Below are 11,954 nucleotides of genomic sequence, written 5' to 3'. Positions count from 1 at the left end.
ATACCACCGCGGCGTAGGCGCGAAGATGATTGCAGGATGGAGCGCTCGGACCAGGCTGAGGGCATCCGCATCGTCACTGTAAACTTCCGAAATCACCAGCGATCCGATTGAATGTCTTCATCATCGCCCTGGCGATCGCATGACTTTTGGAAGCTCCTCTGGCCCGAAAACAACCAGCGCCACCACAAAGATGACCACCAGGTGGGTGATGCCAAATCCGAACATCGGTTCGGACTCTCGCGCACATCGCCGGTAGCGACAATCTCTCCGCGGTTTTGCGACGATCCGGTTGAACGCCTCGATCGACACCGCCAAGCCCGGTCATCAAACCGCTCGCATGGGCCATTCCACCATGAGGCCGCGCGATTGCCGTTCATATTTCGGGCCATGTGGACCGCCGTCAACCCCTGCAAAACCTTGTGGTGAAGCCGGAGCTTGACGGCGAAAGTGCGGAAACCGGCTTCCATTTAGTCAGCATCTGGCGAAGGCCGCAGGGTCGAGCAGTTGCTTCGCGTAAAAACGCAAGCAGATCAAGATGACCGAACCGATCCGCTGTGTCATCGACACCGTGAACGATCCGCACGAATCAGCCTCGATGAGAATATCACGCGCGAGGTAACCAGCTTCAGGTGTTGTTCGTTCATCCGACGATTTGAGCAGTGGACGGGGTGGTTGTGCAAGCCTGCCGCCTATATCGATTGTGCGTGTCGTCGCGGCAGCTATGACGGGAATCGTTCAAATCCGCTGCTTTAGATTGGCGATTTCGTCAAAGACTGTGTGTTACGCCACTCACCTGCCGCTAAAGATGAAGAAACCGCGCGATGGCAGTCAGGCAAAGGGCATAAAAGGGGCTTGATCTCATGAACAGAGTTGTTCTCATGGCGGTAGCACTTGCTGCGATGCTGTTCGGCACGTCTGTCGAAGGCAACGCCGCGGGCCTGGTCGCCACCATTGATGTATCTTCGCAGACCATGACTGTCAGCCGCTATGGTCAAGTGCTTTACCGATGGAGCGTATCCACCGCCCGCAAGGGTTACATCACCCGCGCGGCGCCTATCGGCCGCAACGGACAGCGCGGATGTGGTATTCGCGCAAATACGACATGTCGCCTATGCCTTATTCGGTATTCTTCCGCGGCGGCTATGCCATTCATGGCACCGGCGCGGTGAGATACCTTGGACGCCCGGCGTCGCATGGCTGTGTCCGCTTGCACACCGCCAATGCCGCGACCTTCTATTCAATGGTGCGGGAAGTTGGCTTCGGCAACACGCGGATCGTCGTCACCGACTGAGGCTCGGCGCCGACGAAAAGACACCCACGGCAAGCGGCCGTGCCCGCCTTTGGCTGGCTCTCGCCCGCGAGATGGTCAACGACTTCACGGAGATCACGCCGGGGCCGTTGATGATGCGTGCTGCAGTTCGTCGGCCATATTGCGGCTTTCCGCGCACCAGGCGCGCTCAATCCGCACGACGGCTTACCCGCAGTCGGGGCACGAATGGGTTGGGTCAGGCGTCCGGACTAAGCCGACGGCGTTGGAATCCACCGGTTGTGGTGGGCCAAGATCAGCTAGTAGTCATCCGTTTCGAACAATTGCCCGTGCGAAAAGTTCCCGAACTGCATGACAGCGAACCGGCCGCGTTGACCCGGATAAAGCGTGTGGCTCAAGGGCAGGTCGTTCCAGCCAATTGACACGGGCTTCAGGGGCAGAAATGGCCAGTACGATCGCTCCAGCAATCGCTCTCGACAATCTCCCGTGGGCTGTCATCGTCAGCCTGTCGGCGCGACTTGATCCCTTCCGGTCAGTTCATGTACTCGACCATGCGGTCGTGGAAGCACTCGCACTTGTTGAGGGTGTCTTCGTCCTTGTAGTTCGTCTTGAGATAACCATAGGCCATGCCGCAGGCGACCTTGGCTTCCGACGCCCAGATGAAGGCGGGGCGGGACGAATTGATCCATTCCGAGCTGTTGGCGACGGCCACCGACTCGTCCATGAGCTTCACCACCTCGGTCTTGAGATCGACGATGTTGTCGTTCAATACCAAATTCGACGTGCCGACGGTCCGGCAATAGTCGGCCACCGGCCCTTCGATAATGTCGGCGGCCTGAAGTCCTGTCGCGCATATCGACAGCAGCCCGGCTCCGAAAGCCACTCGCAAAACTCTGTTCATGCTCCTCACCCCGTCCCTTTCGCCCCTTAGACCACGTCCGTCTTGGTGCCGTGGCTGTCATCGTAGAGTATTTTGACCGCATCGGCGGCGCTGTGGAATGTGTAGTTCTCCAGCACGGCGACCGTATGATAGTTGTCGCCGCCGCCGTCGGTGTCGACCTTGACCTCGGCATTGGCCGAGGACTGCGCGATCTCCACGAAGCCGCCGCCTACGAGATCGGTGACGCCAGCCAAGCCTTTGAGCAACGAGGAAAGATCAAGCTGGTCGCCATCGTGGAAGTCTGCGATCAGGTCGGCTACCTCGAGCGAGCCGATGGTGAAGGTCCTTGTGCCATCGGAGGCAACGGACGTTTCCACGGGCGCAACAAGTGAGGTGTTGAGTTCGACCTCGATATAGTTGCCGGTCGTGCCGTCGGCCATCTGGAAGGTGCCGTTGCTTGCCACGGCCTGCCCATCGATTTCGCCGACAGCGGAGGTCGTTGTCGTGCTGATCGAAATAATACCGTTATCAGCAAGGTGTGACAATTCCCCAGAGTCACTGATGCCGTTGGCGTTGGCGTCCTTCCAGATCAGCAGGCTGCTGAAGGCATCGTCGTATTGATCGATGACGCCGTCATGATTGCTGTCGAGCGATGCAAGTGCCGCCGCGCCGCTGGCGAAATGGCCGCCGCCGAAACTCGGCGTAAACAGCTCGGTGCCATCATCGATCTTGCCGTTATGGTTGAGGTCGATCGCCAGCATGCCGTCGTTCGAGGTGTTCCAGGCAATTTGGTCTTTGGTTCCGTCACCATTGATGTCAAACTGGACGCCATGGCTGACGTCGGAGAAGGCGAAGCCATCATGGTTCAGATCCAGGATAATCGGATCGACCGATCCGCCGATCAGGGTGTTCAGGTTCGCTACCGTGACGTTCTGGAGATCGACCAGTGCTCCTACGCCGGCATTGGTGGTTGTCTGGGTATAGACGAACGTATGATTTACGCCCGAGATGGTTGCCGTGAATGCGAGCGTCGCACCGGCGTTTCCGATGTCTGTGCCCATGAGATATTGGACAGCCGCCGCGAGAGCTGCGGTTGAGGTGATAGCCAACGGCGAGCCGCCGGCATCTGTTCCGAAGAACTGGCGATGCCGTTGGTGACCGAATGAGATTCCACTGTATCTCCGCCGATCGTCAATACGGAGTCTCCTGCTCCGTCGACAAGGCCGGCGGTGGCGGCCACCAGAGTCCCTGGCAGGGCCAACTTGTCGGTCCCGGCGACGAAGTCAGTGATGATGTCATAGCCGGTGATCGTCCCGGCATTGCCGGTTCCGCCTATAACGGGTGTCGAATCCCCAGTCCGATCAGGAAGGTGTCGGCGCCGGCGCCGCCCGTCAGGAAATCGTTGCCGCCCCGTCCGATAATGATGTCGTTTCCACCGCCACCGGACAGATGATCGACACCGGACGTACCATAGATCTGGTCGGCCAATGTGGCGTCGCCATTCACCGTGATGCCGGGATCGCCCGGATCATGCGAGAAGAAGGAGAAGCTGACCGAGCGCGCCTGGTAATTGCCACCACTATTGTCGAAGTAAGACAGCGTCCATGAGTCGCCGGCTGTAGGTGGGTGTGCGATCAAATAGCTGGCAAGCGTCGTGGAGGTGGCGTTGCCGCTGCCGTCCAGAAGGAAGATATGGTCGTAGTCGACAGTTGCCTTCATCAGGCCGGTGGCCGGATCGTAGAACCAGCTCTGTTCGAATGTTCCGGCGGTCAGATCGTCTTCGACAACTGCGAAATGGTTGGTGCCTATGACTATCTCGACCTGGACTTCCTGTTCGCGATGCGATCCCGCACTGCTGTCTCCGAACACGCCGGGATTTCGCTCCGCTACAGGTATCGGCGTTACGAAGGGCGACTCTTGAAAGTCGGTATAGACTACTAGAGTCGCGCTATGAGGATCGGCGATTATAGCATTTACCGTGGCTTGTGACAGGGCCAGGGTCGTGACCTGATCATTTCCCGAGGTAAGAGGGCTGCTGCCATTGCCCACCTGAGCAGTGTCGCTGGGCAGACTGGTCGGGGGCACTTCGTGGATGCCGACAGTCTGGACAGTCGTGGCGGTGCCATCGAAGACATTCAGCGTAAGGTTGGTGTTGACAGTATCGGTTACCGTGGCGGTTGGTGTGTAGACCAGGTTACCCAGCAGGTTGATGCCACCGGACGGATTGTAGAGCACGGTGCCGGTTGTCAGGGCGACATAGGTCACGCCGTTGTAGTAGAACACCCCAGTCGGGATCGTCCCTGTTGCGGTGACGATCAGGTTGTCGCCATCCGCATCCGTCGGGATCGAGACCAGCAGCGGATATCCATTGGGATAAGTCGGCGTGCCAAGGGTCTGCTGCCCCGGGTCGCTCGACATCCAGTTCTGGGTGCTGGCAACAACCGGTGCATCGTTGATGTCCGTCAGGTTGATGGTCAATGTCGTCGTCGAGAAGTCGCCGTCGCCGTCCTTGATTGTGTAGACGAACACGTCCGTGGTGTTCGCGTTAATGCTGTGAGCCGTCGACTGGTAGGTGTAGGAGCCGTCGACGTTGAGGTGAGCGTGCCGTGCAGGCCCACAATGTCGGTGTTGACGCCACCCGATACTGCTGTCGTGGTGTTGCCGCCCGCCGCCCGTACGCCATCGATCGTGGCCCCGTCGGCGCCGGCGACGTCATTGACGAGCACGCCTGCCGCCGCCAATACGGTGAGCAAAGCGCCCTCGTTGACATTGCCGGTATCGGCATGCGCCGTCGGCACGTCGTCGATGATGTTGATGACCAGGTTGCCGGCCGGTGCGCTGTCGCCGTCAGTGTCGGTGACGACGACTGCGAAGCTGGCGGTGGTGTTGTCGCCGGTGGTGTTGTCGACGAGCGTGTAGGAATAGCTGATCGTGCCGGCGCCGGTGGCCGGATTGTAGACATAGCTTGCCGTCAGCGAGCCGGTGGCGTCGGTGAAGGTCTGCGCGGCGCCGGTCAGCACATGGCCGCGAGCGAGACTACCGACACGCCGTCCGGCGAAGTGAAGCCGATGGTGCCCGAGGTGGTCTCCGAGTTGGCGGCAGCGTTCGAGCCCGCGGACTCGCCGCCGCGTGCCGGAAGGCCGGCCTCATAGACGGTGGTCGAGGCAAGGCCCGGCGCCGGAATGCTGTCGGTCGGCGTCGAGTCGCCGATCGAGATGGTCAGCGTGGTGTGCGAGTGTCGCCGTCGCCATCCTTGATGGTGTAGGTGAAGACGTCGTCGTGGCCGCCTGCGAGCCGGCATCGCGTACATAGGAGTAGGAGCCGTCGGCGTTAAGCGTCAGCTTGCCGTAGGTGCCCTGGATCTGCACGCCGAGCGAGCCGGTGAAGTCGGCATTGGTGTCGCCGGCCTGGACGCCAACCACCGCTGCGCCGTCTGCACCCAGGACATCGATGCCGGTCACCGGCGAGGTGGTGCCCACCGCCGTCAGCACGTTGCCGGCCTCGGCCGTGAACTGGTTGGAGGCTACACTGTCGGTATCGGCATGCGCCGTCGGCACGTCGTCGATGATGTTGATGACCAGGTTGCCGGCCGGTGCGCTGTCGCCGTCAGTGTCGGTGACGACGACTGCGAAGCTGGCGGTGGTGTTGTCGCCGGTGGTGTTGTCGACGAGCGTGTAGGAATAGCTGATCGTGCCGGCGCCGGTGGCCGGATTGTAGACATAGCTTGCCGTCAGCGAGCCGGTGGCGTCGGTGAAGGTCTGCGCGGCGCCGGTCAGCACATGGCCGGCCGAGCGAGACTACCGACACGCCGTCCGGCGAAGTGAAGCCGATGGTGCCCGAGGTGGTCTCCGAGTTGGCGGCAGCGTTCGAGCCCGCGGACTCGCCGCCGCGTGCCGGAAGGCCGGCCTCATAGACGGTGGTCGAGGCAAGGCCCGGCGCCGGAATGCTGTCGGTCGGCGTCGAGTCGCCGATCGAGATGGTCAGCGTGGTGTGCGAGGTGTCGCCGTCGCCATCCTTGATGGTGTAGGTGAAGACGTCGTCGTGGCCGCCCTGCGAGCCGGCATCGCGTACATAGGAGTAGGAGCCGTCGGCGTTAAGCGTCAGCTTGCCGTAGGTGCCCTGGATCTGCACGCCGAGCGAGCCGGTGAAGTCGGCATTGGTGTCGCCGGCCTGGACGCCAACCACCGCTGCGCCGTCTGCACCCAGGACATCGATGCCGGTCACCGGCGAGGTGGTGCCCACCGCCGTCAGCACGTTGCCGGCCTCGGCCGTGAACTGGTTGGAGGCTACACTGTCGGTATCGGCATGCGCCGTCGGCACGTCGTCGATGATGTTGATGACCAGGTTGCCGGCCGGTGCGCTGTCGCCGTCAGTGTCGGTGACGACGACTGCGAAGCTGGCGGTGGTGTTGTCGCCGGTGGTGTTGTCGACGAGCGTGTAGGAATAGCTGATCGTGCCGGCGCCGGTGGCCGGATTGTAGACATAGCTTGCCGTCAGCGAGCCGGTGGCGTCGGTGAAGGTCTGCGCGGCGCCGGTCAGCACATGGCCGCCGAGCGAGACTACCGACACGCCGTCCGGCGAAGTGAAGCCGATGGTGCCCGAGGTGGTCTCCGAGTTGGCGGCAGCGTTCGAGCCCGCGGACTCGCCGCCGCGTGCCGGAAGGCCGGCCTCATAGACGGTGGTCGAGGCAAGGCCCGGCGCCGGAATGCTGTCGGTCGGCGTCGAGTCGCCGATCGAGATGATCAGCGTGGTGTGCGAGGTGTCGCCGTCGCCATCCTTGATGGTGTAGGTGAAGACGTCGTCGTGGCCGCCCTGCGAGCCGGCATCGCGTACATAGGAGTAGGAGCCGTCGGCGTTAAGCGTCAGCTTGCCGTAGGTGCCCTGGATCTGCACGCCGAGCGAGCCGGTGAAGTCGGCATTGGTGTCGCCGGCCTGGACGCCAACCACCGCTGCGCCGTCTGCACCCAGGACATCGATGCCGGTCACCGGCGAGGTGGTGCCCACCGCCGTCAGCACGTTGCCGGCCTCGGCCGTGAACTGGTTGGAGGCTACACTGTCGGTATCGGCATGCGCCGTCGGCACGTCGTCGATGATGTTGATGACCAGGTTGCCGGCCGGTGCGCTGTCGCCGTCAGTGTCGGTGACGACGACTGCGAAGCTGGCGGTGGTGTTGTCGCCGGTGGTGTTGTCGACGAGCGTGTAGGAATAGCTGATCGTGCCGGCGCCGGTGGCCGGATTGTAGACATAGCTTGCCGTCAGCGAGCCGGTGGCGTCGGTGAAGGTCTGCGCGGCGCCGGTCAGCACATGGCCGCCGAGCGAGACTACCGACACGCCGTCCGGCGAAGTGAAGCCGATGGTGCCCGAGGTGGTCTCCGAGTTGGCGGCAGCGTTCGAGCCCGCGGACTCGCCGCCGGCGTGCCGGAAGGCCGGCCTCATAGACGGTGGTCGAGGCAAGGCCCGGCGCCGGAATGCTGTCGGTCGGCGTCGAGTCGCCGATCGAGATGGTCAGCGTGGTGTGCGAGGTGTCGCCGTCGCCATCCTTGATGGTGTAGGTGAAGACGTCGTCGTGGCCGCCCTGCGAGCCGGCATCGCGTACATAGGAGTAGGAGCCGTCGGCGTTAAGCGTCAGCTTGCCGTAGGTGCCCTGGATCTGCACGCCGAGCGAGCCGGTGAAGTCGGCATTGGTGTCGCCGGCCTGGACGCCAACCACCGCTGCGCCGTCTGCACCCAGGACATCGATGCCGGTCACCGGCGAGGTGGTGCCCACCGCCGTCAGCACGTTGCCGGCCTCGGCCGTGAACTGGTTGGAGGCTACACTGTCGGTATCGGCATGCGCCGTCGGCACGTCGTCGATGATGTTGATGACCAGGTTGCCGGCCGGTGCGCTGTCGCCGTCAGTGTCGGTGACGACGACTGCGAAGCTGGCGGTGGTGTTGTCGCCGGTGGTGTTGTCGACGAGCGTGTAGGAATAGCTGATCGTGCCGGCGCCGGTGGCCGGATGTAGACATAGCTTGCCGTCAGCGAGCCGTGGCGTCGGTGAAGGTCTGCGCGGCGCCGGTCAGCACATGGCCGCCGAGCGAGACTACCGACACGCCGTCCGGCGAAGTGAAGCCGATGGTGCCCGAGGTGGTCTCCGAGTTGGCGGCAGCGTTCGAGCCCGCGGACTCGCCGCCGCGTGCCGGAAGGCCGGCCTCATAGACGGTGGTCGAGGCAAGGCCCGGCGCCGGAATGCTGTCGGTCGGCGTCGAGTCGCCGATCGAGATGATCAGCGTGGTGTGCGAGGTGTCGCCGTCGCCATCCTTGATGGTGTAGGTGAAGACGTCGTCGTGGCCGCCCTGCGAGCCGGCATCGCGTACATAGGAGTAGGAGCCGTCGGCGTTAAGCGTCAGCTTGCCGTAGGTGCCCTGGATCTGCACGCCGAGCGAGCCGGTGAAGTCGGCATTGGTGTCGCCGGCCTGGACGCAACCACCGCTGCGCCGTCTGCACCCAGGACATCGATGCCGGTCACCGGCGAGGTGGTGCCCACCGCCGTCAGCACGTTGCCGGCCTCGGCCGTGAACTGGTTGGAGGCTACACTGTCGGTATCGGCATGCGCCGTCGGCACGTCGTCGATGATGTTGATGACCAGGTTGCCGGCCGGTGCGCTGTCGCCGTCAGTGTCGGTGACGACGACTGCGAAGCTGGCGGTGGTGTTGTCGCCGGTGGTGTTGTCGACGAGCGTGTAGGAATAGCTGATCGTGCCGGCGCCGGTGGCCGGATTGTAGACATAGCTTGCCGTCAGCGAGCCGGTGGCGTCGGTGAAGGTCTGCGCGGCGCCGGTCAGCACATGGCCGCCGAGCGAGACTACCGACACGCCGTCCGGCGAAGTGAAGCCGATGGTGCCCGAGGTGGTCTCCGAGTTGGCGGCAGCGTTCGAGCCCGCGGACTCGCCGCCGCGTGCCGGAAGGCCGGCCTCATAGACGGTGGTCGAGGCAAGGCCCGGCGCCGGAATGCTGTCGGTCGGCGTCGAGTCGCCGATCGAGATGGTCAGCGTGGTGTGCGAGGTGTCCCGTCGCCATCCTTGATGGTGTAGGTGAAGACGTCGTCGTGGCCGCCCTGCGAGCCGGCATCGCGTACATAGGAGTAGGAGCCGTCGGCGTTAAGCGTCAGCTTGCCGTAGGTGCCCTGGATCTGCACGCCGAGCGAGCCGGTGAAGTCGGCATTGGTGTCGCCGGCCTGGACGCCAACCACCGCTGCGCCGTCTGCACCCAGGACATCGATGCCGGTCACCGGCGAGGTGGTGCCCACCGCCGTCAGCACGTTGCCGGCCTCGGCCGTGAACTGGTTGGAGGCTAACTGTCGGTATCGGCATGCGCCGTCGGCACGTCGTCGATGATGTTGATGACCAGGTTGCCGGCCGGTGCGCTGTCGCCGTCAGTGTCGGTGACGACGACTGCGAAGCTGGGCGGTGGTGTTGTCGCCGGTGGTGTTGTCGACGAGCGTGTAGGAATAGCTGATCGTGCCGGCGCCGGTGGCCGGATTGTAGACATAGCTTGCCGTCAGCGAGCCGGTGGCGTCGGTGAAGGTCTGCGCGGCGCCGGTCAGCACATGGCCGCCGAGCGAGACTACCGACACGCCGTCCGGCGAAGTGAAGCCGATGGTGCCGAGGTGGTCTCCGAGTTGGCGGCAGCGTTCGAGCCCGCGGACTCGCCGCCGCGTGCCGGAAGGCCGGCCTCATAGACGGTGGTCGAGGCAAGGCCCGGCGCCGGAATGCTGTCGGTCGGCGTCGAGTCGCCGATCGAGATGGTCAGCGTGGTGTGCGAGGTGTCGCCGTCGCCATCCTTGATGGTGTAGGTGAAGACGTCGTCGTGGCCGCCCTGCGAGCCGGCATCGCGTACATAGGAGTAGGAGCCGTCGGCGTTAAGCGTCAGCTTGCCGTAGGTGCCCTGGATCTGCACGCCGAGCGAGCCGGTGAAGTCGGCATTGGTGTCGCCGGCCTGGACGCCAACCACCGCTGCGCCGTCTGCACCCAGGACATCGATGCCGGTCACCGGCGAGGTGGTGCCCACCGCCGTCAGCACGTTGCCGGCCTCGGCCGTGAACTGGTTGGAGGCTACACTGTCGGTATCGGCATGCGCCGTCGGCACGTCGTCGATGATGTTGATGACCAGGTTGCCGGCCGGTGCGCTGTCGCCGTCAGTGTCGGTGACGACGACTGCGAAGCTGGCGGTGGTGTTGTCGCCGGTGGTGTTGTCGACGAGCGTGTAGGAATAGCTGATCGTGCCGGCGCCGGTGGCCGGATTGTAGACATAGCTTGCCGTCAGCGAGCCGGTGGCGTCGGTGAAGGTCTGCGCGGCGCCGGTCAGCACATGGCCGCCGAGCGAGACTACCGACACGCCGTCCGGCGAAGTGAAGCCGATGGTGCCCGAGGTGGTCTCCGAGTTGGCGGCAGCGTTCGAGCCCGCGGACTCGCCGCCGCGTGCCGGAAGGCCGGCCTCATAGACGGTGGTCGAGGCAAGGCCCGGCGCCGGAATGCTGTCGGTCGGCGTCGAGTCGCCGATCGAGATGGTCAGCGTGGTGTGCGAGGTGTCGCCGTCGCCATCCTTGATGGTGTAGGTGAAGACGTCGTCGTGGCCGCCCTGCGAGCCGGCATCGCGTACATAGGAGTAGGAGCCGTCGGCGTTAAGCGTCAGCTTGCCGTAGGTGCCCTGGATCTGCACGCCGAGCGAGCCGGTGAAGTCGGCATTGGTGTCGCCGGCCTGGACGCCAACCACCGCTGCGCCGTCTGCACCCAGGACGATGCCGGTCACCGGCGAGGTGGTGCCCACCGCCGTCAGCACGTTGCCGGCCTCGGCCGTGAACTGGTTGGAGGCTACACTGTCGGTATCGGCATGCGCCGTCGGCACGTCGTCGATGATGTTGATGACCAGGTTGCCGGCCGGTGCGCTGTCGCCGTCAGTGTCGGTGACGACGACTGCGAAGCTGGCGGTGGTGTTGTCGCCGGTGTGTTGTCGACGAGCGTGTAGGAATAGCTGATCGTGCCGGCGCCGGTGGCCGGATTGTAGACATAGCTTGCCGTCAGCGAGCCGGTGGCGTCGGTGAAGGTCTGCGCGCGCCGGTCAGCACATGGCCGCCGAGCGAGACTACCGACACGCCGTCCGGCGAAGTGAAGCCGATGGTGCCCGAGGTGGTCTCCGAGTTGGCGGCAGCGTTCGAGCCCGCGGACTCGCCGCCGCGTGCCGGAAGGCCGGCCTCATAGACGGTGGTCGAGGCAAGGCCCGGCGCCGGAATGCTGTCGGTCGGCGTCGAGTCGCCGATCGAGATGATCAGCGTGGTGTGCGAGGTGTCGCCGTCGCCATCCTTGATGGTGTAGGTGAAGACGTCGTCGTGGCCGCCCTGCGAGCCGGCATCGCGTACATAGGAGTAGGAGCCGTCGGCGTAAGCGTCAGCTTGCCGTAGGTGCCCTGGATCTGCACGCCGAGCGAGCCGGTGAAGTCGGCATTGGTGTCGCCGGCCTGGACGCCAACCACCGCTGCGCCGTCTGCACCCAGGACATCGATGCCGGTCACCGGCGAGGTGGTGCCCACCGCCGTCAGCACGTTGCCGGCCTCGGCCGTGAACTGGTTGGAGGCTACACTGTCGGTATCGGCATGCGCCGTCGGCACGTCGTCGATGATGTTGATGACCAGGTTGCCGGCCGGTGCGCTGTCGCCGTCAGTGTCGGTGACGACGACTGCGAAGCTGGCGGTGGTGTTGTCGCCGGTTGTGTTGTCGACGAGCGTGTAGGAATAGCTGATCGTGCCGGCGCCGGTGGCCGGATTGTAGACA

General features: G+C 64.0%; 13 protein-coding genes and 3 pseudogenes. 2 read left to right on the top strand and 14 right to left on the bottom strand.

The window, feature by feature from the left end:
• Nucleotides 1–120: 120 nt before the first annotated feature.
• Nucleotides 121–225 carry a twin-arginine translocase TatA/TatE family subunit gene (locus tag NKK52_RS00075; RefSeq protein ID WP_352628075.1) on the bottom strand — a complete coding sequence of 35 codons (105 nt, stop codon included), beginning with the start codon at nt 223–225 and terminating at the stop codon, nt 121–123.
• A gap of 182 nt (nt 226–407) precedes the next feature.
• Between NKK52_RS00075 and NKK52_RS00070 the strand changes: the two are divergent.
• Nucleotides 408–615 (top strand): annotated as a pseudogene (locus NKK52_RS00070) (ParB N-terminal domain-containing protein); the annotation flags it as partial.
• A gap of 245 nt (nt 616–860) precedes the next feature.
• Nucleotides 861–1,291: pseudogene (locus NKK52_RS00065) on the top strand (L,D-transpeptidase).
• Between the two features lie 508 nt (nt 1,292–1,799).
• Here the strand turns inward: NKK52_RS00065 and NKK52_RS00060 are convergent.
• The 13 genes and pseudogenes from NKK52_RS00060 to NKK52_RS00005 form a co-directional block, all read right to left on the bottom strand.
• On the bottom strand, nt 1,800–2,168 hold the full coding sequence (locus tag NKK52_RS00060; RefSeq protein WP_023673611.1) for a hypothetical protein: 369 nt from the start codon (nt 2,166–2,168) through the stop codon (nt 1,800–1,802).
• Between the two features lie 26 nt (nt 2,169–2,194).
• The gene (locus NKK52_RS00055) at nt 2,195–3,208 is read right to left on the bottom strand and encodes an SPM autocatalytic domain-containing protein (RefSeq protein WP_352628073.1); all 1,014 of its coding nucleotides are present in this window, start codon (nt 3,206–3,208) and stop codon (nt 2,195–2,197) included.
• Between the two features lie 271 nt (nt 3,209–3,479).
• On the bottom strand, nt 3,480–4,697 hold the full coding sequence (locus NKK52_RS00050) for a hypothetical protein (RefSeq protein WP_502902975.1): 1,218 nt from the start codon (nt 4,695–4,697) through the stop codon (nt 3,480–3,482).
• The gene (locus tag NKK52_RS00045; RefSeq protein ID WP_352628069.1) at nt 4,622–5,167 is read right to left on the bottom strand and encodes a hypothetical protein; all 546 of its coding nucleotides are present in this window, start codon (nt 5,165–5,167) and stop codon (nt 4,622–4,624) included. The genes NKK52_RS00050 and NKK52_RS00045 overlap by 76 nt, the downstream gene beginning before the upstream one ends.
• A 126-nt stretch (nt 5,168–5,293) precedes the next feature.
• The gene (locus NKK52_RS00040; RefSeq protein ID WP_352628067.1) at nt 5,294–5,926 is read right to left on the bottom strand and encodes a VCBS domain-containing protein; all 633 of its coding nucleotides are present in this window, start codon (nt 5,924–5,926) and stop codon (nt 5,294–5,296) included.
• Nucleotides 5,927–7,278: 1,352 nt separating this feature from the next.
• Nucleotides 7,279–7,992 (bottom strand): cadherin-like domain-containing protein, encoded by a 714-nt coding sequence (locus NKK52_RS00035; protein WP_352628065.1) that lies wholly within the window; start codon nt 7,990–7,992, stop codon nt 7,279–7,281.
• A gap of 172 nt (nt 7,993–8,164) precedes the next feature.
• The gene (locus tag NKK52_RS00030; protein ID WP_352628063.1) at nt 8,165–8,563 is read right to left on the bottom strand and encodes a cadherin-like domain-containing protein; all 399 of its coding nucleotides are present in this window, start codon (nt 8,561–8,563) and stop codon (nt 8,165–8,167) included.
• Nucleotides 8,533–9,000 (bottom strand): hypothetical protein, encoded by a 468-nt coding sequence (locus NKK52_RS00025; RefSeq protein WP_352628061.1) that lies wholly within the window; start codon nt 8,998–9,000, stop codon nt 8,533–8,535. Before NKK52_RS00025 ends, NKK52_RS00030 begins: the two co-directional genes overlap by 31 nt.
• Before the next feature lie 173 nt (nt 9,001–9,173).
• Nucleotides 9,174–9,446, bottom strand: coding sequence for an Ig-like domain-containing protein (locus tag NKK52_RS00020; RefSeq protein ID WP_352628059.1), 273 nt, complete (start codon nt 9,444–9,446; stop codon nt 9,174–9,176).
• A gap of 114 nt (nt 9,447–9,560) precedes the next feature.
• Entirely contained in the window at nt 9,561–9,761 is a 201-nt protein-coding gene (locus NKK52_RS00015; protein ID WP_352628057.1) for a hypothetical protein, read from the bottom strand.
• Nucleotides 9,752–11,032: a cadherin-like domain-containing protein gene (locus NKK52_RS00010; RefSeq protein WP_352628055.1), complete on the bottom strand. Its 1,281-nt coding sequence runs from the start codon at nt 11,030–11,032 to the stop codon at nt 9,752–9,754. Before NKK52_RS00010 ends, NKK52_RS00015 begins: the two co-directional genes overlap by 10 nt.
• 172 nt (nt 11,033–11,204) lie before the next feature.
• Nucleotides 11,205–11,513 (bottom strand): annotated as a pseudogene (locus tag NKK52_RS32170) (hypothetical protein); the annotation flags it as partial.
• The coding region (locus NKK52_RS00005; protein WP_352628053.1) for a hypothetical protein at nt 11,453–11,954 on the bottom strand (502 nt) is incomplete at its 5' end. The pseudogene NKK52_RS32170 and the gene NKK52_RS00005, both read right to left, overlap by 61 nt.

Source organism: Mesorhizobium sp. C277A, assembly GCF_040324395.1.
Lineage (GTDB): Bacteria > Pseudomonadota > Alphaproteobacteria > Rhizobiales > Rhizobiaceae > Mesorhizobium.
The sequence above is the reverse complement of the archived record's forward strand: the minus strand, read 5'-3'. Positions and strand labels throughout refer to the sequence as shown.